Origin of the sequence: Yoonia sp. 72 (assembly GCF_034652275.1) — a bacterium.
GTDB lineage: Bacteria > Pseudomonadota > Alphaproteobacteria > Rhodobacterales > Rhodobacteraceae > Yoonia.
Genome location: NZ_JAXIWG010000001.1, coordinates 528,829 through 550,189, shown reverse-complemented (window position 1 = coordinate 550,189; position 21,361 = coordinate 528,829). Strand labels below are relative to the sequence as shown.

Here is a 21,361-nt window from a genome sequence, read left to right as displayed (position 1 = left end):
CTGCTGGCCAGACGTGATTGCCGCTCAAAGCGCGTCCGTCTTGATCCATGTGCCGCCTGACCGGCGGAACGTGGCTCTCGTACCAATCTTGAAACGCGGATGCTGTTGTTGCGGCGATGAATGGTTTTCCTTGCCCCTGTTAAGACATCAGACATCTCAGGCTGCGCTAATGGGCGCATGAAAAAGACGAATCACGAAACCCGTGCCGTAGAGGGCGTCACAGCCCAATCTGTGCGCCCCACAGTGCTGGGTGCGGCACTTGTCGCCGGAGCGATCACTTTTCCCATCGGGGTTACGATCCAACTGGTCAGTTTGTTGCTGCTGTAAGCACCGTGCATGGCAGGGCCATGCACGGTTGCCTCCGGCGGGGATTACATCAAATCGCGCTTGCGCGATTGACGCGCTCGGAAGATGGGAAAGGGGGCGCGTCGGGCGCGGCCCCTTAGCTCAGCTGCACCAGCGCGTGGCGTTTTTTTCCGGCGCTCAGTTTGATCGGCTGTGCCAGCATCGCCGCATCGACCATCAGGCCCGCATCGGTCAGCGGTTCGTCGTTCAGCCGCGCGCCGTTTTCCGCGATCAGGCGCTTGGCCTCCTTGCCGGTGGCGGCCAGACCCGCGCGCACGATGATCTGCGCAATCGACATGCCATCGCCCAGTTCCGCGACCCCCAGCGTCAGCGTCGGCAAATCGTCGCCCACGCCGCCTTTTTCAAAGACCTCGCGCGCGGTGGCCTCTGCTGTCGCTGCAGCCTCGGCCCCGTGCAGCAGGGCTGTCACTTCGTTGGCGAGGATGATCTTGGCGGCGTTGATCTCGGACCCTTGCAAGGCACCCAGACGGTTGCATTCATCCAACGGCAGTTCGGTGTAGAGCTTCAGGAACCGCCCCGTATCCGCATCGGTCGTGTTGCGCCAGAACTGCCAGAATTCGTAAGGCGACAGCATATCGGCGTTCAGCCAGACAGCCCCGCCCGCCGATTTGCCCATCTTGCGCCCGTCGCTGGTGGTCAGCAAAGGCGAGGTCAGGCCGTAGATTTCATGGTCGAGCACGCGGCGCGTCAGGTCGATCCCGTTGATGATATTGCCCCATTGATCCGACCCGCCCATCTGCAACAGGCAGCCATAGCGGCGGTTCAGTTCAAGGAAATCATAGGCTTGCAGGATCATGTAGTTGAATTCGAGGAATGACAGGGACTGTTCGCGGTCCAGCCGCGATTTAACGCTCTCGAACGCCAGCATCCGGTTGACGCTGAAATGCCGCCCGATGTCGCGCAGGAAATCGAGGTAGTTCAACCCGTCAAGCCATTCGGCGTTGTTCAGCATCAGGGCATCGGTCGGGCCGTCACCATAGGTCAGGTATTTGGCGAACACCTGCTGCATGCCTGCGATATTGGCGTCGATCTGGTCGGGTGTCAGCAGCGGGCGTTCATCGGCGCGAAAGCTGGGATCGCCGACCTTGGTCGTCCCGCCACCCATCAGGGTGATCGGCTGGTGGCCGGTCTTTTGCAGCCAGCGCAGCATCATGATATTCAGCAGATGCCCCACATGCAGCGATTTCGCGGTGGCGTCATAGCCGATATAAGTGGTGACCACGCCCTTGCTCAACGCATCGTCCAGCCCCTGATAATCGGTGCAGTCGGCCAGAAAGCCGCGTTCCATCATCACGGACATGAAATCGGATTTGGGGTGGTAAGTCATCGCTTTGTTCCTAATGTCGCATCAGCACTCTATAGTCAGCGCAGGGCATGAGGGAAAGCAGATGTTGGAGGGGATCGCGGTCACAGCCCTGGGCACGATGTCGGGGACGTCACTGGACGGAGTCGACGCCGCCGTGGTCGAAACCGATGGTGTAAAGATCTTCGGGTTCGGCCCTGTCGCCTATCGCGCCTATAGCCCTGCCGAACAGGAGGTGCTGCGCGCGCATCTCGGGCTTTGGCCGGATCAGGATGTCACCGCCGCGGCCCGTATCGTGGAGGACGTGCATATCGCGGTTATGGCGGGGTTTCCCGACGTCGCCGTTGCGGGGTTCCACGGGCAGACGCTTGCGCATGACCCCGGCGGGCGCGGCACGCATCAATGCGGCAACGGGGACAGGCTGGCCGCGGCTTTGGGTTGTCCGGTTGTCTGGGATTTCCGCAGCGCTGATGTGGCGGCAGGCGGGCAGGGTGCGCCACTGGCGCCGTTTTATCACTTCGCGCTGGCCAAATGGATGGGTGCGCGCGCGCCCGTCGCATTCCTGAACCTTGGCGGGGTAGGCAATCTGACATGGGTCGATCCGGCCTGTGCCGATCCGGCTGATCCGGGGGCTTTGCTTGCGTTCGACACCGGGCCTGCGAATGCGCCGATCAATGATGCGATGCGCGCGCGCTTTGGTCGTGTGCAGGACGACGGCGGGAAGGTCGCCGCTGCTGGCACGGCGGATATGGCGGCGCTGGCCGATTTCCGCGCCGATCCCTATTTCGCAAAACCAGCACCCAAGTCGCTCGACCGGGATCATTTCCGCAAACTTGGCCCAGCCACAGCCCATCTAACTGATGCCGATGCCATCGCCACCTTGACGCAGGCAGTCGTCTGGTCGGTTACGTCGGGTCTGTCGCTCTGCCCGCGCCCGCCCGAGCGGTTGCTGGTCACAGGCGGCGGGCGGCACAATGCGACGCTGATGGCGGGGCTGGCTGCGGCCTGCGGCCTGCCCGTCGATCCGGTCGAGGCGGTGGGGCTGGACGGTGACATGCTCGAGGCGCAGGCTTTTGCCTATCTGGCTGTGCGGGTCCTGCGAGGGCTCCCGCTGTCGGCGCCGGGCACGACGGGCGTGCCGCAGCCGGTGTGCGGCGGTCGGGTTGCGCTGCCACCGGCGCGGGCGATCGTCTGAGCGCTTGCCGGTGCAACTTCCACGCCATCCGAGGGGAATAGCGCGGTGGAAGACCTACCCGCTCATTACGCTCGTGTGAACATCGGGAACGAAACGCTAATGATTCACACGTCCATGTCACCGGATACTTTCTAAACCCTTGCAAAGCCCCTGTTATTTTTGTGCTGACTGTTGCGTTTTTGTCGCGATGTTGGGCGGATACTGGCCGAGCGGCACGGTAATTGGGGTCAAACCCGCCCATTTCCATCACAGCGCTGTGAGGCCGGTTGAACGCTCCGGTTTAGCTGTCAAATACGCATCACACGACAACCCGAAAACACGGAGAATAAAAAATGACCACCACATTCAAATTCGCACGCACCGCGATGCTGGCAGCACCGCTCGCACTGGCCGCAGGCATGGCCACCGCTGGCGGTTTGGCCCAGCCCGTCGAGACAGTGGCACCAACCCCGGTCGCACCCGCACCCGCACCAGTGATGCGCGGCTCTGACTGGACCGGCTTCTACGTCGGTGGCCAGCTGGGTTACGGCGATCTGACGATCTCTGCGCAGCCCGAACAGCCTGATCTGGACGGCCTGATCGGTGGTGTGCATGCCGGTTACATGTATGACCTCGGTTCGATCGTTCTTGGCGCAGAAGCCGATTACGACCTGACCGACATTAGCGCAAATGGCCAAGACCTGGACAGCATCCTGCGTCTGAAAGCCCGCGTTGGCTATGACGCAGGCGCGTTCCTGCCATACGTCACAGGTGGCGTTGTTCGCGCAAACCAGAGCGGCGGCGAGTCTGATGCAGAGTTTGACGGCGACTTTTACGGTGCCGGCGTTGCATACAAGTTCTCCGACAGCATCCTGATCGGCGGCGAAGTTCTGCAGCACAAGTTCTATGAAGGCGATCTGGAAGCGACTCCAGGTCTGGGCGTCCGCGCCACAACTGCAACGGCCCGCGTGTCGTTCCAGTTCTAATCTGATCACCTGATCGGACGAAGGGCCTGCGCAGCACGCGCAGGCCCTTTTTCGTTGCCTTGGGCGGCATTTGGCGCTAGGCAATCCTCATGAAGAGCATTTGCACCATTATCTGCTGCATTATTCCCTGCTGACATCCGTCGCGGGCCGCTTTTTGTCGTTTCACACCAGATCGCAAGCAGCTAAGCCCGCAGCATAACCCTGCGCGCGAGGCATCATGACCACCATCCGGCTGCACAACACCAAAACCCGCAAACGCGAAGACTTCGTTCCGATCGACGCGCGTAATGTGCGGATGTATCTGTGCGGACCCACGGTCTATGACCGCGCCCATCTGGGCAACGCGCGCCCGTCTCTGGTGTTTGATGTGCTGTTCCGGCTGCTGCGCCATGTCTATGGCGCGAAACACGTGACCTATGTGCGCAATTTCACCGATGTGGACGACAAGATCAACGCGCGCGCGGCCGAAAGCGGGCGCGCCATCGGTGATATCACAGCCGAAACCATCGGCTGGTATCATGCCGATATGGACGCCCTTGGCGCGCTGCGTCCCACGCATGAACCCCGCGCCACGCAATACATCGGCCAGATGATCGCAATGATCGCGGATCTTGTCGCCAAGGATCACGCCTACGAGGCCGAAGGCCATGTGTTGTTCGCCGTCGAAAGCTATGCCGAATACGGCGCGCTGTCGGGCCGGTCCATCGACGACATGATTGCCGGTGCGCGGGTCGAGGTCGCGCCCTACAAACGCAACCCGATGGATTTCGTGCTGTGGAAACCGTCAGGCGACGGCGTGCCGGGCTGGGACAGCCCCTGGGGTTATGGCCGTCCGGGTTGGCATATCGAATGCTCCGCGATGGCGCATGAATTGCTGGGGGAAAGTTTCGACATTCATGGCGGCGGAAATGACCTGCAATTCCCGCATCACGAAAACGAGATCGCGCAGTCTTCTTGCGCCCATCCGCATGGCGAATTCGCGCGCTATTGGGTCCATAATGAAATGCTGCAGGTCGAGGGCAAGAAAATGTCCAAATCCCTGGGCAATTTCTTTACCATCCGCGACCTGCTCGATCAGGGTATTCCGGGCGAGGTGATCCGCCTTGTCATGCTCGGCACCCATTACAGCAAGACGATGGACTGGACCGAGGCCCGCCGCGCCGAGGCTGACCTGACGCTCCGCCGCTGGTACGGCATCCTGCACGGCCATGGCTTCGGCCCCGACCTGATCCGCGCGCTGAAGGCGGACGGCAAATGGCAGGCGGATGCCGAATTCCTCGGCGTGCTGGCCAATGACCTGAACACATCGGGCGCCATCGCGCGGCTGCATGTGCTTGCCAAAGGCAAGACACCGACAGCCCTTGCAGGCTTTGCCCACGGGATGGAGATGCTCGGGTTGGTGCGCGACTGGTCCGCGATCCCGCTGTTCGACGGGGCAGAGGCGGGGCCGGGTGTCACACCCGCCGTCGCCGCGCGTGTCGATGCCCTGCTGACCGCCCGCGCTGCCGCCCGCGCCGCCAAGGACTGGGCGCAGGCCGACGAGGTGCGCGATATCCTGACCGCCGCAGGCGTGCAGGTGACCGATGTGGGCGGGCAGGCGACATGGACGCCGGGCCCCGATTTTGATGCGTCGAAACTCGGTGGGCTCGGATGAAGAATTTTTGTCAAAAATTCTTCATCCCCGCTCAAAATTTTCGGCGAAAATTTTGGACAGCGCCAGATGCATAAAGACCGCATTTACCTTTACGACACCACCCTGCGCGACGGCGCGCAGACCCAAGGTGTGCAATTCTCGGCCAAGGAAAAGCACCAGATCGCCGCCGTGCTGGACGGGCTGGGGCTTGATTACATCGAAGGCGGCTGGCCGGGGGCAAACCCGACCGATACGGAGTTTTTCGCGAGCCCCCCCGCGACCCGCGCCCGCCTCACCGCTTTTGGCATGACGAAACGCCAAGGGCGTTCGGCCGACAACGACGACGTGCTGGCCGCCGTGCTCAATGCGGGCACAGGGTCGGTCTGCCTTGTCGGCAAGGCGCATGATTTCCATGTCACGACAGCCCTTGGCATCACCCTCGACGAGAACGTCGAAAACATCCGCGCGAGTTTCGCCCATCTTGCCGAACAGGGGCGCGAGGCCCTATTCGACGCGGAACATTTCTTTGACGGCTACAAGGCCAACCCCGCCTATGCGCTGGAGGTTGTCCACGCAGCCTTTGCCGCTGGCGCACGCTGGATCGTGCTGTGCGATACCAACGGCGGCACCTTGCCCGACGACATCGCCCGCATCGTGACAGCGGTGATCGCGAGCGGCATCCCCGGCGACCATCTGGGCATTCATACCCACAATGACACCGAGACCGCCGTAGCGGGGTCGCTCGCCGCCGTGATGGCGGGCGTCCGGCAGGTGCAAGGCACGCTGAACGGTCTGGGCGAACGCTGTGGCAATGCCAATCTGACGACCCTGATCCCGACGCTGCTGCTCAAGGAACCCTACGCCAGCCTGTTCGAGACCGGCGTCACCCCTGACGCGCTGCGCGGGCTGCGCCGTGCCTCGCGCCTGCTGGACGATATCCTCAACCGCATGCCGGTCAAACAGGCGCCCTATGTCGGGGCCTCGGCCTTTGCGCATAAATCCGGCCTGCACGCCAGCGCCATTGCCAAGGACCCCAGCACCTACGAACATATCGACCCTGCGGCCGTCGGCAACACGCGCATCGTGCCGATGTCCAATCAGGCGGGCCAGTCGAACCTGCGCGCCCGATTGGCCGAGGCGGGGATCGAGGTCGCGGCGGATAACCCCGCCCTTGCCCGCATCGTCGAACGGATCAAGGAAAAAGAGGCCCTGGGCTATGCCTATGACACCGCACAGGCGAGCTTCGAGCTCTTGGCCCGCGCGGAACTCGGCCTTTTGCCCAATTTCTTCGAGGTCAAACGCTACCGCGTCACCGTCGAACGCCGCCGCAACAAGCGCAACCAGATGGTGTCGCTGTCCGAGGCTGTGGTTGTGACCAAGGTCCGTGGCCAGAAATTTCTCAACGTCAGCGAAAGCCTTGGCCCTGATGGCAGCGACCGTGGGCCTGTCAACGCGCTGGCGCGGGCCTTGGCCAAGGACCTTGGCCCCTATCAGGCGATGATCGAGGATATCGAACTGGTCGATTTCAAGGTCCGCATCACCGGCGGCGGGACCGAGGCCGTGACTCGCGTCATCATCGACAGCGAAGACGGGCAAGGTAACCGCTGGTCCACCGTCGGCGTCAGCGCGAATATCGTGGATGCGTCCTTTGATGCGCTGATCGACGCGATCAACTGGAAACTGGTGCGGGACGGCGCCGTGGCATGAGCTTTGACGCCTGCGCCGCTCTGGTCGAAAAGGCCGATCCCGAACGCTTTCGCGCGATCATGGCGGCCCCCGTCGCCGCACGGCGGGTGCTGTTTCCGGTCTATGCCTTCAACGTCGAGATCATCCGCGCGCCCTGGCTGACCAAGGAACCGATGATTGCGGAAATGCGCCTGCAATGGTGGCGCGACGCGCTGGAAGAGATCAAGGCAGGCGGCAATGTGCGCCGTCACGAGGTCGTCGATGCTCTTGGGGCTGTGCTGGATCCCGCAGGGGCCGAGGCGCTGGATGCGACCATCGCCGCGCGGCGCTGGGATATCTACAGTGACCCATTCGCGGACTGGGACGATTTCGACGCCTATATCCACGCCACCAGCGGCGGGCCGATGATCACCGCCGCACGGCTGCTGGGGAATGCAAACGACATCGTCGTGGCCGATTTCGCCTATGCGACAGGTGTCGCAAACCTCTTGCGCGCGCTGCCCGTGCTGCTGGACCGCCAGCGTCAGCCGCTGCTGGACGCAAGTGGTGATGGCATCGCCGGACTCGCGCAACGTGCCTTGGCGCGTCTCGACATCGCCCGCACGGCGCGCCGCAAACTTGCTAGAGAGGCCAGCGCCCCTTTGCTGCTTGGTCACGCCACGCGGCCGGTTCTGACCAAAGCTACCAACGACCCCGACGCCGCGCTGCAAGGCCGCCTCGAACTCACGCCGCTCCGCCAAAGCCTGCGCCTTTCGCATGTCGCCTTGCGCGGCTGGTGGGTCTGAGCCCTACCAACTTCTTTTTTCCAAAAATACTCCGGGGTGAGGCGAAGCCGAGGGGCAGCGCCCCTTACGACACCACAACCCTGCGCTGCCGCGACAACCAGATCAGCGACGCCCCCGCCAGCACCAAAAACGGAATCATCGCCAGATTGACGGCATTCCAGCCCTCGACCGTGGTACCGCCTGCGCAATTCAGCAATCCACCGCCTGCCAGCGACGCAACCGTCACCATCCCGAACACCAGCATGTCGTTCAACCCCTGCACCTGCCCGCGTTCTTCGGGCCTGTGTGCGCCGGCCAGCATGGTTGTCGCCCCGATGAAGCCGAAATTCCAGCCCACGCCCAACAGCGCCAATGCGATGAAGAAATTCGCCAATTCCACTCCCGCGATGGCCACACCCCCCGCCAAGGCAAGGATGACCAGCCCTGTCGCGATGATCTTTTCAACACCAAAGCGCGCGATCAGATGGCCAGTCACGAAGGATGGCGCGAACATCGCGATCACATGCAGCGACACGATGTCATTGGCGTTGTTGGTGGTGAAGCCGCAGCCTACAACGGCCAAAGGCGTGGAGGTCATCACAAGGTTCATCAGCGCATAGGACACCATCCCGCAGATGATCGCCACGATGATGCGCGGATCGCGCAGCAGTTCTCGGCGGCTGCGGCCCTTGAGCGCGTTCAGCACCTTGGGTTCCGACCGGCTCCCCTTGGGCAAATCCAGCCAGTAGAACAGGCCGACGCCCACAAGGTTGAGCAGGATGATCGCAAGGTAAGAGCCCAGAAACGGGATGACAAAGGCGTCTTGTGCCAGCTTGTTAAGCTGCGGCCCGATCACCGCTGACAAAAGCCCCCCCGCCATGACAAAGGAAATCGCCTTGGGCCGGAAGGCCTCGGACGCCGTGTCAGTCGCGGCGAAACGGTAGAACCCTTGCGCGGACATGTAGATCCCGCTCAAATACGACCCCGCCAGCAGCATGAAGAATGATCCGGTATAAAGCCCGTAGGCTGAGACCGCAGCGCCCATCGCGCCTCCGAACGCGCCGATCATGAAGCCGAACCGCCGCCCGTTGCGCTGCATCAGCGGGCTGATCCATGGCGCGGTCGTCATCGACCCGAACACGATCATCGAAATCGGCAAGGTCGCAAAGCACGGGTTGCTGGCCAGTTGCCCGCCCGCCAGCCCGCCGATCACGAACATCATCGGCAATTGCGCGCCGAGGATGGCCTGCGCCAGCACCAGCACGGTCACGTTGCGCTTGGCGCGGCTGTCGTCGATCAGATCCATGGACGAATTGCTACGCCTCGGTTTCGGCAGAGGCAATGGCCGATGCGTCGATCAGATGCGCAAAAGATCCCGACACGCGACCAGCGATCAGCCCCATGGGGGGCAAGGCGGCACCTGTGGCGTCACCGGCGGTGAACAGCGGTGTCCCTTCGGCGCGTAGAGTGGTCGCATAATGGAACTCATGGCCTGTCCAGTGTCCCGCAAAGGGGCCTTGCACCGCATGCAGATGCCGGTAGCCCAGATGCAGCTTGCGCTGCGCAAAAGAGGTCTCGAGCCGCAACAGCCCCGCCATCGCGTGCCGCGTGCCATCCGCATCGACCAGCCCGTCACCCAGCACCATATAGCCGCCGCATTCGCCATAGATCGTGGCCTGCGACTGGCGCAGGCTGTCCATGAACCGTGCGTTCGCCGCAATTCGGCCCGCGTGCAGCTCGGGATAGCCGCCGGGCAGGTAGATAAAATCAGCCTCCGGCGCCGGATCATCGGCGAGAGGCGAGAAGAAGTGCAGCTCTGCCCCGCCTGCGCGCCAGTCGTCGAGCAGATGCGGATAGGCGAAGGCAAACGCCGCGTCGCGGGCGATGGCGATGCGTTGGGCAGGGGGGGCTATGCGGGGTGAGGCCCCGGCGCGAGGCCGGGGCGTGTGGAGCTTTTGCAGCGCGGTCAGGTCCAGATGCTGCGTCATCAGATCGGCGGCGCGGTCGAGGAAAACCTCCAGATCGGGGCGTTCCTGTGCCTGCACCAGCCCCAGATGCCGTGATCCCAGATGCAGGGCAGGGTCGCGCGGGAGCGCGCCGAAGATCGTCACACCCTGCAAGGCGTTTCGCAGCATGGCCTCATGCCGGGGCGAGCCCAGATTGTTCAGGATCACGCCCGCGACCTGCAGATCAGGGTCATAGCGCATGAAACCTTGTGCCAGCGCGCCCACCGATCCTGCCATGCGCCCTGCGTCGATGACCAGCACCACGGGCAGGGTCAGGATCTTGGCCAGATCGGCGCTGGAGCCTTTGCCTGCAGGCGGCGCGCCGTCGAACAGGCCCATCGCACCTTCGACGATCAGCGGGCCGGTGCCTGCGGCGAGTGTCCTGATCCGGTCGGGCGTCATGGCCCAGGCATCGAGGTTTACGCAAGCCGCACCCGAGGCGGCGGCGTGAAAGGCGGGGTCGATGTAATCTGGTCCTGATTTGGCGCTGCGGATGCTCTGCGTCCGGCTGAACGCGCGCAACAGGCCCAAAGTCACCGTGGTTTTGCCGCTGCCCGAGGCGGGGGCGCTGATCAGAAAGCGCATAAGTCCCTCCGGGACGCCTCCGGCGGGAGTATTTTTGGAAAAAAGAAGGGGGGCATCAGGCCGATTCGGCGGCACATCCCCGGCCCAGAGGGTCGAGGTTGCGCGGTGGCTCGCCCGCCGCCATGCCCTGCCAGTCGAGGACCTGCCGCATCAGCACTGACTGTCCGACGCAGATGATGGCGGGCGGTTCCAGATTGGCGGCGGCGATGTCATCGACAATGGTGCCAAGCGTGGTTTCGAGCACGCGCTGGTCCTGCGTGGTCGCCGTGGTGACGACGGCCACGGGTTCGTGCAGGCTGCGGCCTGCGGCGATCAGATGGCCTGCGATCTGGGCGATGTGTTTCATCCCCATATAGATCACGATCACCTGAGACCCTTTTGATATGCTTGTCCAATCGAGGTTTCCGGGCGTGTTCCCGGACTGGTCGTGGCCGGTCACAAAGGTCACCGACTGGTTCACGTCGCGGTGCGTGACGGGGATGCCCGCATAGGCGAGCCCGCCGATGCCCGCACTGATGCCCGGAATGATCCGGATCGGCACGCCGTGTTGCACCAGTGTCTGCGCCTCTTCACCGCCGCGCCCGAAGACGAAAGGATCGCCGCCTTTCAGCCGCAACACCCGTTTGCCCGCGCGCGCCAGATCGACGAGCCGCAGCGAGATGTCGCGCTGTTTGGCCGAAGGTTTGCCGCCGCGCTTGCCGGCATAGACCAGTTCGGCCTGGGGTGCCCAGTCGAGGATGGCTTCCTGCACCAGCGCGTCATAGATGACCACATCGGCCTGCCGCAGCGCGTTGAGCGCGTGCAAGGTAAGCAACCCAGGATCGCCCGGACCGGCCCCGCAGAGCCAGACCCAGCCGGGCTGCATCACGGGCCAGTCATGGCCGGGAAGGGGGATCGTGCTGTCCATCCCCCGCTTATGCCGCGCTTTTTGCGGTAGGGAAAGCGGTGTTGCGACCTGCGATTGCCGATTGCCGTCATCCGCAGCCCTGCCTATCGTCACGGCGATGACACGCAAACCCCAGACCGAATTGCGCCGTGGCTGGACCACAGGTGCCTGTGCGACGGCGGCGACCAAGGCGGCGCTGGTCCGGCTGTGGGGTGGGGCGTTTGCGCGCGATGTGACGATCACCTTGCCCAAGGGCGAGACGCCGACATTTCCGCTGGCTTTGGCCGAGGCGGGCGAAGGCTGGGCCAGTGTCGGGATCACCAAGGATGCAGGCGATGATCCCGACGTAACCCATGGCGCGCTCATCGTCGTGCGGGTCAGTGCGTCAGATGGCGGGGTTGTTTTCCGTGCGGGGGACGGGGTGGGCATGGTCACGCGGGCCGGTCTGCCGATTGCCGTGGGCGAGCCTGCGATCAACCCCGTGCCGCGCCAGATGATGACGGATGTCGTGGGCGAGATGGCGGCGCTTTATGGGCAAAGCACCGATATCGTGATCGAAATCTCTGTGCCGGGCGGGGCGGAGATCGCGCTCAAGACATGGAACCCCCGTCTGGGGATCGCGGGGGGGCTGTCGATCCTTGGCACTACGGGGATCGTGCGGCCGTTTTCCTGCGCGGCCTGGATTGCGTCGATCCATCGCGGCATTGATGTCGCGCGCGCGGGCGGGCTGACTCATGTCGCAGGTTGCACGGGGGCAACGTCCGAACGCGTGGTGCAGGCAATTTATGGCCTGCCCGATCACGCCATGCTGGATATGGGCGATTTTGCGGGCGGGATGCTGAAATATCTGGCGAAACATCCGGTGCCGCGCGTCACGATCGGGGGCGGGATCGGCAAGATCACCAAGTTGGCCCAAGGCGCGATGGACCTGCATTCGGCGCGCTCTCAGGTCGATTTTGCGGGGCTTGCGCGGATGATGGATCATCCGCGACTGGCCACCGCCAACACCGCGCTTGAAGCTTATCAGATCGCAGGTGCGCCGCTTGCGCAGGCGGTGGCCGATGCGGCGTTGGCGCAGGTCAGCACACGGTTTGCTGGCATGACCTTCGATATCGTCGTGATCGACCGCGCGGGGGCGGTGCTCGCGAGGGCGGGGGCATGACACTTTTGCTACTGGCAGGCACGGCAGAGGCGCGTGCGATTGCCACCGCCTTGCAGGGGCAGGATATCATTGCCTCGCTTGCGGGGGCCACGCGTGATCCGGCGCCTTTGCCGGTCGCGACACATATCGGCGGTTTCGGTGGCGAGCAGGGGTTTCGCGATTTTCTGGCGCAACGCCACATCCATGCCGTGCTGGATGCGACCCATCCTTTTGCGGCACGGATCACACGGCGCTCTGCCACGGTTTGCGCCGATCTGGGTCTGCCGTTCTGCCAGCTCTTGCGCCCGCCTTGGGTGGCAGGGCCGGGGGATTTGTGGACAGAGATCGCCGGGGAGGAGGAGGCCGCCGCCCATATCCCGCAAGGGGCGACGGTTTTCCTTGGCACCGGACGCCAGACGCTGGACGGCTTCGCCAACCTGACGCGGCGGCGCGTGATCTGCCGCCAGATCGATCCGCCCGAGGGGCCGTTTCCCTTTGCAGGGGGCGAATTTCTGGTCGGTCGTCCACCGTTTTCAGTGCTGGATGAAATCGCGCTGTTCCAGCGTATGCGTGTCGACTGGCTGGTCGTCAAAAACGCAGGCGGGCACGCGAGTGCGACCAAACTGGTCGCCGCGCGCGAACTGGGCATTCCAGTGCTGATGGTCGCGCGACCCGCTGTCGGAGACTGGCGGCAGGTCCCCAGTGTTGCGGATGCCTTGGCATGGGTGGCGGGGCTATGACCATGCGGGTCATCACGTCGGACGCCTGCATCCTTGAAGGCGCAGACCATCTGGCGCGGATCGAGCCGCGTTTTGGCGCGATCATTCCTGAACTTCACCCCTTGCCGCTGCGCCTGAAACCTGACGGTTTCGCCGCCCTTTTGGGGGCCATCGTCAGCCAGCAGGTCAGCGTGGCCTCGGCCAATGCGATCATGGGGCGGCTTTTGGCGGCAGGCATGGATGACCAAACCGCCATTGCGACCGCCAGCCCCGACGATCTGCGCGCGCTTGGCCTGAGCGGGCAGAAAGCGCGCTATGCCAAGGCATTGGCGCTGGCCGATCTGGATTGTCCGGGGCTGCACCATCTGCCCACCGACGCGGTGATCGCGCAACTGACGCAGGTGACAGGCATCGGTATCTGGACGGCGGAAATCTATGCGATGTTCTCGCTCGGGCGCGCGGATGTCTTCGCCCCCGGCGATCTGGCGCTGCAAGAGGCGGCGCGCGTGATCTTCGATCTGCCCGACCGCCCGCGCGACAAGGCGCTGCGCGCCATGGCGGAACCCTGGGCACCGTGGCGGTCGGTTGCGGCGCGGATCATGTGGGCCTATTACGCGACCATCAAGGAACGGGAAGGGATCAGATGACACGGGCACTTCAGGCGCAGCGGCGCGAACCGCAATCGGGCGAGACGCAATCCTGCGTCATCTTCCTGCATGGCTATGGCGCGAATGGCGCGGACCTGATCGGGCTGGCCGATCCTTTGGCTGACCACATGCCCGACACGCTGTTTCTGGCCCCCGACGCGCCCGAAGGCTGTGCCGGTGCGCCGATGGGCTACCAGTGGTTCCCGATCCCCTGGATCGACGGGTCGAGCGAGGAGGAAAGCCAGGCCGGATTGCAACGCGCCGCCGACGATCTGGATGCCTTCCTTGACGGGGTGATGGTGGACGAGGACCTTTTGCCCGAACAGGTGATCGTGCTGGGCTTCAGCCAGGGCACGATGATGGCGCTGCACGTCGCCCCCCGTCGCGAGGATGCGGTGGCGGGGATCGTCGCTTTTTCGGGGCGGCTCTTGCTGCCGGAACTGCTGGCCGACGAGGCGCTGTGCCGTCCGCCCGTCCTTTTGATCCACGGCGATCAGGATGATGTCGTGCCGCCACAATCCCTGCCGATGGCGGCAGAGGCGCTGCAACAGGCCGGCTGGAGCGAAGTCTATGCCCATGTGATGAAAGGCACCGCCCATGGCATCGCCCCTGACGGGCTGCAAGTGGCGCTTGCGTTCATGCGTGACAGATTGGGGATGGAGTGATCGCAGGTGCGCGAACCCTTCGGTAAGATCGCGACGGCGATGATGGCCTTGCCCGCTACCTGACCTGTGCGGATCAGTACGACAGCGTGCTGATGCAACTTATCAGTAGCCGGATCATGGTCGGGGTGTTCCCCATCCGGGAGGAAGCAGAGGAGGAGCATTCAGGTGACGTCACCTGACGATGGGACGTCATCGTTTATTCCAGATCAGACGGTTCAGATCGTCATAGCTGATCGCCAGCGACCGCGCCGGATCGAGATTATCGGTGATCGCGGTCAGTTGGCCGTCAATGGCGTAACCATAAGCCATAGCGGTCAGCGCCACACCGGACTGCACATGGCTGAGCGCCGCCAGCAGGCCGTTGGTATAGCCATAGGTCGTGTTGCGCCCCGCGGTCGAGGTCAGCGAGGTCCGCCGCGCTTCGCCGTCATAGCCAAAGCTGTAGACCGTGCCCTAGGGGCGGTGGCTTACGTTTCACGTTTGCAACATGCTTTTCTACTTAAACTGAGGCTTCACTTCCAGACACGGCCATGTGTGCCATTCTCTTCAAGCTTAATAATTCATCTGACCATGTATCACTAAAACTTTTTGACATTTCCCATTCTAAAATAGCCTTAAAAATAAGTTTTAGCTCCAGATTTGAAAAAGCTGCTAATGCAGGTGAAACCCAACCAGGAACAAATTCATGTTTTGCATTATTCTCGCCTAATACCGATACTTTACCGCCATGCCTATATGCAAACTGGTAGAATGGTTTTAGAAGATATTCACATAAAAAACTGCTATCAGCAACAAATTCGCCCCTGTCAAAAGCTGCCCCCAGAATGAAGGGCATCAGCGTCCGATAATCTGACACTGATAGAGTCTCCAGAGAAAACGCCGCATTACGAAAAACTTCTGAGCCTATAAGATTCCAATCCAAACTCTGTAAATCAAAGGCACCATCCTTGATTTTGGTTTCCGAAATATTTTGCCGTAGCTCATAAATTGCTTCCATTGCTATCTCGGATACTTTGGGGTTGCGGTATTATAACGTATAATGTGCCGACATCTTTCCATCGCACCAAGAGCAATCGCAACTGCTTCTTGGTGACCAGCATCACCACCACCATAACACGTCGCATTTATAGCAAGCGTAGGATGGGTGCTTGCACCCTTGCCTAACCCGTCCACTCATCCCCAGCCAACCCTCTTTTGATATCGCGATGCAACGATGAATAGGGCCAATCCACGGCCCGCGTCACCAGACCATGTTTCACCGGATTTCCTCAACAATAGGCAAGATGGGCGGCAAAATCCGCGTCATCCCAGATACAATGTTCCCAGAAACAGCGTTGCCAGAGGCCATGTTCGTTCTTGGCCACCTGTGACGCAGTGCGCGGCTGTTTCAACCCGACAGCCCGCGAGAATCGCGATTTGATCAGGCGCCACCGCGTCGAAAAGTCGGCATCATCCACGGCGAGCGTCCAGATGGCGTGCAAGTGATCGGGTAGGACTACCATCGCATCGATCTGCATCAACCGCTCTGCTCGGGTCATGGCAAGGGCCTGTCGCTAGGCGTCGATATGATCGGTCAGGTGCGATGCGCTACGGTCGGCAAGGTTCACGGTGAAGAAATAGGTGCCGCCGTCCCAGCGGTATCTGCGGCAGTGGGTCATGCGGCCGGTATGGCGGGGTGTTGGTTAAGGATGGGTGAAATCACCCATCCGACGGTAGGACCATCGCCCCTGCGTTTCTTTGGCACATATTGTGGGGCTTGTCACAAATCTGACGCGAGATATAGTCAATCTGACAGCGCTGCGGAAACGCCAGTACGCATGGCCTCCGCACGCAAGGTGTGGGATTGATGACGATGACGCAGACAGAATTTCGGACCGATTTCGTGCGCGCCCCGGGGTCGTTGAAACACTTTCCCGCTTTGGTGCTGAACGCGGATTACCGGCCCTTGTCCTACTTTCCGCTGTCGCTCTGGCCGTGGCAGGAGGCGATCAAGGCCGCATGGCTCGACCGTGTGGTGATTGTCAGCGAATATGACGAATATGTGCGCAGCCCCTCGACCGAAATCCGTATCCCGTCGGTCGTTGTTCTCAAGGATTATGTCACCCCGCAACGGCAGGTCGCGTTCACGCGGTTCAACCTGTTCTTGCGGGACGAGTTTTCCTGCCAGTATTGCGGTGCCAAGGGTGATCTGACTTTTGACCATGTCGTGCCGCGTGCGGCGGGTGGTGTGACAAGCTGGGAAAATGTGGTTGCGGCCTGCAGTTCTTGCAACCTGAAAAAAGGGTCGAAATCCCTGCGCCAGAGCGGGATGTCTCTGCGCCGTCCGCCGCGCCGCCCCGCGCCGTCGCAATTGCACAACGTGGGACGCAAGTTTCCGCCCAACCACCTGCACGACAGCTGGCTTGATTATCTTTACTGGGATGCCGAACTCGAGGCGTGAGCGCTCGGTCAAAAAAAGCCGCCGCCCGGCCAGTGTGCGTGCTGCCGCTCTTTCGGATGGCAAAGCCTGTAGACAGGCAAGCCAAGATGCTTTAGCCAGCGGGCGTTAGCGCTAACGAAATTGCAGCACAGCGGAGCACGTCATGGTTTCTCGCGTCATTCCTGTTGAAACCTTCGATCTGGTGATCTTCGGCGGGACGGGTGATTTGGCCCGTCGCAAGATCCTGCCGGGGCTGTTCCGCCGGTTCCGGTCCGGCCAGACGCCTGACGGATCGCGCATCATCGGGGCGGCGCGGTCCGAGATGGACGCAGGCGGCTACCGCGCGATGATCGCCGAGGCGATTGCCGAATTCGGCGGCGAAGAGGCCAAGGACAGCGATAGCCTGAATGCCTTTCTTGCGACGCTCGACTATGTCGCCATCGACGCCAAGGGCGAGGGCGGCTGGCCGGAACTGGCGCAAAAGGTCCGCTCGGACGTGGTGCAGGCCTTCTATTTTTCGGTTGCACCCTCGCTGTTTGGCGATCTGGCCGAACGCCTGCACCACCACAAGATCGCGTCCTCCGACAGCCGGATCGTCGTGGAAAAACCCTTTGGCCGTGATCTGGACACGGCGCGCGCGTTGAATGCGGTTCTGTCCACCCATTTCAACGAACAGCAGATTTACCGGATTGACCATTATCTGGGCAAGGAAACCGTCCAGAACCTGATGGCCGTGCGGTTTGGCAATGTGCTGTTCGAGCCGCTCTGGAACAACCACTACGTCGACCACATCCAGATCACCGTGGCCGAAACCGTCAGTGTCGCGGGGCGGGGGTCTTATTACGACAAATCGGGTGCGATGCGCGATATGGTGCAGAACCACCTGATGCAGCTGTTGTGCCTGATCGCGATGGAACCGCCCAGCCGGTTTGGCGCGGACGAGGTGCGCGACGAAAAGCTCAAGGTCATCCGTGCCTTGCAACCCGTTGCGCCGCATCACATCGTGCGTGGCCAGTATGACGCCGGCCCCGATGGCCCCAGCTATCGCGAGGATGCCGAAAATCCGCGCAGCTTTACCGAAAGCTTTGTCGCGCTGAAATGCCATATCGCCAACTGGCGCTGGGCGGGCGTGCCGTTCTACCTGCGCACCGGCAAACGGATGAAGGCGCGGTCGTCGGAAATTACCGTCGTGTTCAAGGACCTTGGCCACACGATCTTCGAAGGCGATACCGCGCGCCACCGCAACATCCTGTCGATCCGCCTGCAACCCAACGAAGGCATGGATTTGCAGGTGACAATCAAGGAACCCGGACCGGGGGGCATGCGTTTGATTGACGTGCCCTTGGACATGACCTTTGCCGATGCCTTGGGCGCTGACGCGGGCGAGGTGACGGATGCTTATGAACGGCTGATCATGGATGTGATCCGTGGCAACCAGACGCTTTTCATGCGTGGCGACGAGGTCGAGGCGGCATGGGCCTGGACTGACCCGATCATCCAGGGCTGGGAGGCACGCAACGACGTGCCGAAACTCTATGACGCGGGGTCCACAGGGCCCGAGGATGCGATGATGCTGTTGCACCGCGACGGGCGGAAATGGCGCGAAGTCAAAGGCTAGACTGATGGGACTGATCGAATATCCCGATGCCGAGATGATGATGATGCGGCTGGCCGACATCATCGCCAGCGAGCTGAAACAGGCGCTGTTGACGCAGGACCGCGCGTCCTTGGCCGTGCCGGGGGGGACCACGCCGGGTCCGATCTTTGACACGTTGTGCGCTGTCGATCTGGATTGGGCGCGCGTCGATGTGATGCTGACCGACGAACGCTGGGTCTCCGAAAGCTCGGACCGGTCCAATACCGCGCTGCTCCGCCGTCGCCTGCTGATCAGCCGTGCCGCGCCGGCGCAGCTGATCCCGCTTTACGCCGATGCCCCCGCGCCAGAGGACAAGCTGGCCGAGCTGACCGCTGGTCTGGCCGCCGCCCTGCCGCTGTCGGTCGTCCTTTTGGGCATGGGCGCGGATATGCATACCGCATCGCTGTTTCCGGGTGCCGACCAGCTGGAACTGGCGCTGACGGGCGACGCCCCTCTTGTCGCCATGCGCGCACCCGGCGCGCCAGAGCCGCGCATCACCCTGTCGGCCAAGGTGCTGAATGCCGCCATGCGCCGCCATATCGTGATCGTGGGCGCGGAAAAGCGCGCCGCGCTTGACAAGGCGCAGGGGCTTGACCCGCATGAAGCGCCTGTCGCTGCCGTGCTGAAGGATACGACCGTGCATTGGGCGGAGGCATAGATGGTCTGGGACAACCTGCGCGCGCATCACGCGGCCACCGCTGAACGGCGTTTCGAGACGCTGCTTGATACCGCCCGTGCCGCGGATTTCAGCGCCACGGCGGGCGATATGGTGCTGGACTATGCCAAGACCAATATCGACGCGACCGCACGCGGCATGCTGTTCGCCCTGCTCGACCAGACGGGTGTCGCCGCCAAGCGCGACGCGATGTTCACAGGCACCGCGATCAATGAAACCGAAGGCCGCGCCGTGCTGCATACCGCTTTGCGCAACCTTGACGGCGGGCCGGTCATGGTCGACGGGGCCGATGTCATGCCCGATGTGCTGGCGACGCTCGCACGGATGGAGGATTTCGCCCGCGCCGTGCGTGACGGCAGCTACCGGGGGCAGGGTGGCAAGATCACCGATGTCGTCAATATCGGCATCGGCGGGTCGGACCTTGGGCCTGCGATGGCGGTCAAGGCGCTGTCGCCTTACCACGACGGCCCGCGCTGCCATTTTGTCAGCAACGTCGACCCCGCCGATATCGCGGGTGTGCTGCGCCGCTGCGATCCTGCGACAACGCTGGTGATCGTGGCCTCCAAGACTTTCACCACGATCGAGACGATGACCAACGCGCGCACCGCACAGGCGTGGATGTCCGGTTCGGTCCGCGACACCGGCGCGCAATTCGCCGCCCTGTCGACTGCTGCCGACAAAACCGCCGCCTTCGGGATCGACCCATCCCGCGTGTTCGGTTTCGCCGATTGGGTCGGCGGGCGCTATTCGCTTTGGGGGCCGATTGGCCTGTCCTTGATGATCGCCATCGGGCCGGACGCCTTCCGCGCCTTCCTGCGTGGCGCGCAGGCGATGGACGTGCATTTCCGCGCGGCGGACTGGCAGGAAAACCTGCCCGCGCTGCTGGCCGTCGTCGGCATCTGGCACAACCAGATCTGCGGCTATCCCACACGCGCTGTGCTGCCTTATGACAACAATCTCAGCCGCTTGCCCGCCTATCTTCAACAGCTGGAGATGGAAAGCAACGGCAAGGGTGTGGCGATGGACGGCACCGATCTGCCGGTCGCGAGCGGCCCTGTCGTCTGGGGTGAACCCGGCACGAACGGGCAGCACGCCTTCTATCAATTGATCCATCAGGGCACCGGCACCGTGCCTTGCGAATTCCTTGTCGCCGCGCGCGGGCACGAGGACGACCTGCACCACCAGCACCAGTTGCTGGTCGCCAACTGCCTTGCGCAGTCCGAGGCGCTGATGCGCGGGCGCAGTCTTGACGAGGCGCGCGCCAAGATCGCGGACAAGTTCACGGGCGACGAATTGGAACGGCAGGCGCGCCACCGTGTGTTCACGGGCAACCGGCCTTCGGTCACCATCGCCTATCCGCAGCTCACGCCCTTTGTGCTGGGGCAGATTATTGCGCTTTATGAACACCGTGTGTTTGTGGAAGGGGTTGTCTTGGGCCTCAATTCCTACGACCAATGGGGCGTGGAACTGGGCAAGGAACTGGCGACCGCGCTGCAACCTGTCGTCGAAAGGCGCGCGGGTCTGGACGGCAAGGATGCCTCGACCGCGGCACTTGTCGGGTTCTTGCAGCGTAACGGGGTCTGAGGGCCTGATTGTTTTGGGAATTTTGTAGATGGCGGCCTATGCACCGTTTTTGATGTCACTGATCCTGATCGCCGCCATGGCGATCGAAATGCGCGACGGGCGCTTGCCCAACTGGCTGACGATGGTGCCATTTGTGCTGTTCATCGCGCTGATCGTCACCTCGCCTGACCCTGCCGCCTTTGCCGGTCGGCTGATCGGCGCGGCCATCGTCTTCGTGATCGGGCTGGTGCTTTTCGCGTTTGCCGGCTTTGGCGCGGGCGCGGTCAAGCTGTTGACCGGCCTTGCGCTGTTCATTCCGGCGGATAAGGCGCTGGCGACTTTTGCGATTTTTATCGTGACGATGTTCGTGGGAACCTTCATCATTCTGCAAGTCCATAAACGCTTTGCGTCCGAGGGCAGCAAATGGGTGATCCTGAACAAGCGCGTGCTGCCGATGAGCTTGCCCATCGGCATCGCGGGGCTTTGTGCCTTCTGGCTGATCTAGG

Annotated in this window: 21 protein-coding genes and 1 pseudogene; 15 read left to right on the top strand and 7 right to left on the bottom strand. The window is 62.6% G+C overall.

What is annotated here, in order from left to right; all coding sequences use genetic code 11:
* The first annotated feature begins 177 nt into the window (after positions 1-177).
* Entirely contained in the window at positions 178-327 is a 150-nt protein-coding gene (locus VCK47_RS02865; protein WP_322889214.1) for a hypothetical protein, read from the top strand.
* Between the two features lie 115 nt (positions 328-442).
* Here the strand turns inward: VCK47_RS02865 and tyrS are convergent, their stop codons facing one another.
* A complete protein-coding gene (gene tyrS / locus VCK47_RS02860) occupies positions 443-1,693 on the bottom strand; it encodes a tyrosine--tRNA ligase (protein ID WP_322889213.1) in 1,251 nt (416 codons plus the stop codon).
* Between the two features lie 61 nt (positions 1,694-1,754).
* On the opposite strand from tyrS, the gene VCK47_RS02855 reads away from it, so the two are divergent.
* The 5 genes from VCK47_RS02855 (at position 1,755) to VCK47_RS02835 (ending at position 7,933) form a co-directional block, all read left to right on the top strand.
* Complete coding sequence (locus VCK47_RS02855) at positions 1,755-2,864, top strand: anhydro-N-acetylmuramic acid kinase (RefSeq protein ID WP_322889212.1); 1,110 nt, start codon at positions 1,755-1,757, stop codon at positions 2,862-2,864.
* 332 nt (positions 2,865-3,196) lie between these two features.
* Positions 3,197-3,829: an outer membrane protein gene (locus VCK47_RS02850; RefSeq protein WP_322889211.1), complete on the top strand. Its 633-nt coding sequence runs from the start codon at positions 3,197-3,199 to the stop codon at positions 3,827-3,829.
* A gap of 217 nt (positions 3,830-4,046) precedes the next feature.
* The gene (gene cysS, locus VCK47_RS02845) at positions 4,047-5,483 is read left to right on the top strand and encodes a cysteine--tRNA ligase (protein ID WP_322889210.1); all 1,437 of its coding nucleotides are present in this window, start codon (positions 4,047-4,049) and stop codon (positions 5,481-5,483) included.
* A 66-nt stretch (positions 5,484-5,549) separates the two neighbouring features.
* A complete protein-coding gene (cimA, locus tag VCK47_RS02840; RefSeq protein ID WP_322889209.1) occupies positions 5,550-7,169 on the top strand; it encodes a citramalate synthase in 1,620 nt (539 codons plus the stop codon).
* Positions 7,166-7,933 carry a squalene/phytoene synthase family protein gene (locus VCK47_RS02835; RefSeq protein ID WP_322889208.1) on the top strand — a complete coding sequence of 256 codons (768 nt, stop codon included), beginning with the start codon at positions 7,166-7,168 and terminating at the stop codon, positions 7,931-7,933. The genes cimA and VCK47_RS02835 overlap by 4 nt, the downstream gene beginning before the upstream one ends.
* Before the next feature lie 64 nt (positions 7,934-7,997).
* Here VCK47_RS02835 and VCK47_RS02830 read toward each other — a convergent pair whose 3' ends face one another.
* Genes VCK47_RS02830 through cobA form a run of 3 tightly spaced genes read right to left on the bottom strand, consistent with a single transcriptional unit; the run spans position 7,998 to position 11,410 of the window.
* The gene (locus VCK47_RS02830; protein ID WP_322889207.1) at positions 7,998-9,218 is read right to left on the bottom strand and encodes an MFS transporter; all 1,221 of its coding nucleotides are present in this window, start codon (positions 9,216-9,218) and stop codon (positions 7,998-8,000) included.
* A gap of 10 nt (positions 9,219-9,228) precedes the next feature.
* Positions 9,229-10,503: a cobyrinate a,c-diamide synthase gene (locus VCK47_RS02825; RefSeq protein WP_322889206.1), complete on the bottom strand. Its 1,275-nt coding sequence runs from the start codon at positions 10,501-10,503 to the stop codon at positions 9,229-9,231.
* 55 nt (positions 10,504-10,558) lie between these two features.
* Complete coding sequence (gene cobA, locus VCK47_RS02820) at positions 10,559-11,410, bottom strand: uroporphyrinogen-III C-methyltransferase (protein ID WP_322889205.1); 852 nt, start codon at positions 11,408-11,410, stop codon at positions 10,559-10,561.
* A gap of 97 nt (positions 11,411-11,507) precedes the next feature.
* On the opposite strand from cobA, the gene VCK47_RS02815 reads away from it, so the two are divergent.
* The 4 genes from VCK47_RS02815 to VCK47_RS02800 are packed head-to-tail and all read left to right on the top strand — an operon-like array spanning position 11,508 to position 14,561.
* The gene (locus tag VCK47_RS02815) at positions 11,508-12,551 is read left to right on the top strand and encodes a cobalt-precorrin-5B (C(1))-methyltransferase (protein WP_322889204.1); all 1,044 of its coding nucleotides are present in this window, start codon (positions 11,508-11,510) and stop codon (positions 12,549-12,551) included.
* Positions 12,548-13,270: a cobalt-precorrin-6A reductase gene (locus VCK47_RS02810; RefSeq protein ID WP_322889203.1), complete on the top strand. Its 723-nt coding sequence runs from the start codon at positions 12,548-12,550 to the stop codon at positions 13,268-13,270. Before VCK47_RS02815 ends, VCK47_RS02810 begins: the two co-directional genes overlap by 4 nt.
* A complete protein-coding gene (locus VCK47_RS02805) occupies positions 13,267-13,896 on the top strand; it encodes a DNA-3-methyladenine glycosylase 2 family protein (protein ID WP_322889202.1) in 630 nt (209 codons plus the stop codon). The genes VCK47_RS02810 and VCK47_RS02805 overlap by 4 nt, the downstream gene beginning before the upstream one ends.
* Complete coding sequence (locus tag VCK47_RS02800; protein ID WP_322889201.1) at positions 13,893-14,561, top strand: alpha/beta hydrolase; 669 nt, start codon at positions 13,893-13,895, stop codon at positions 14,559-14,561. Before VCK47_RS02805 ends, VCK47_RS02800 begins: the two co-directional genes overlap by 4 nt.
* 499 nt (positions 14,562-15,060) lie before the next feature.
* On the opposite strand, the gene VCK47_RS02795 is transcribed toward VCK47_RS02800, so the two are convergent.
* The 3 genes and pseudogenes from VCK47_RS02795 to VCK47_RS02790 form a co-directional block, all read right to left on the bottom strand.
* Complete coding sequence (locus tag VCK47_RS02795; RefSeq protein WP_322889200.1) at positions 15,061-15,558, bottom strand: hypothetical protein; 498 nt, start codon at positions 15,556-15,558, stop codon at positions 15,061-15,063.
* A 2-nt stretch (positions 15,559-15,560) separates the two neighbouring features.
* Positions 15,561-15,734, bottom strand: coding sequence for a hypothetical protein (locus VCK47_RS17970; protein WP_416236639.1), 174 nt, complete (start codon positions 15,732-15,734; stop codon positions 15,561-15,563).
* 95 nt (positions 15,735-15,829) lie between these two features.
* A pseudogene (locus VCK47_RS02790) lies at positions 15,830-16,102 on the bottom strand (REP-associated tyrosine transposase); the annotation flags it as partial.
* 305 nt (positions 16,103-16,407) lie between these two features.
* Here VCK47_RS02790 and VCK47_RS02785 point away from each other — a divergent pair.
* The 5 genes from VCK47_RS02785 (at position 16,408) to VCK47_RS02765 (ending at position 21,360) form a co-directional block, all read left to right on the top strand.
* Positions 16,408-17,001 (top strand): HNH endonuclease, encoded by a 594-nt coding sequence (locus VCK47_RS02785; RefSeq protein WP_322889198.1) that lies wholly within the window; start codon positions 16,408-16,410, stop codon positions 16,999-17,001.
* Positions 17,002-17,143: 142 nt separating this feature from the next.
* Positions 17,144-18,598, top strand: a complete 1,455-nt coding sequence (zwf, locus tag VCK47_RS02780; RefSeq protein ID WP_322889197.1) for a glucose-6-phosphate dehydrogenase — start codon at positions 17,144-17,146, stop codon at positions 18,596-18,598.
* A 4-nt stretch (positions 18,599-18,602) separates the two neighbouring features.
* Positions 18,603-19,274, top strand: coding sequence for a 6-phosphogluconolactonase (gene pgl, locus VCK47_RS02775; RefSeq protein WP_322889196.1), 672 nt, complete (start codon positions 18,603-18,605; stop codon positions 19,272-19,274).
* Positions 19,275-20,876, top strand: coding sequence for a glucose-6-phosphate isomerase (pgi, locus tag VCK47_RS02770; RefSeq protein WP_322889195.1), 1,602 nt, complete (start codon positions 19,275-19,277; stop codon positions 20,874-20,876).
* A gap of 28 nt (positions 20,877-20,904) precedes the next feature.
* Complete coding sequence (locus tag VCK47_RS02765) at positions 20,905-21,360, top strand: prepilin peptidase (protein WP_322889194.1); 456 nt, start codon at positions 20,905-20,907, stop codon at positions 21,358-21,360.
* Position 21,361 lies beyond the last annotated feature (1 nt).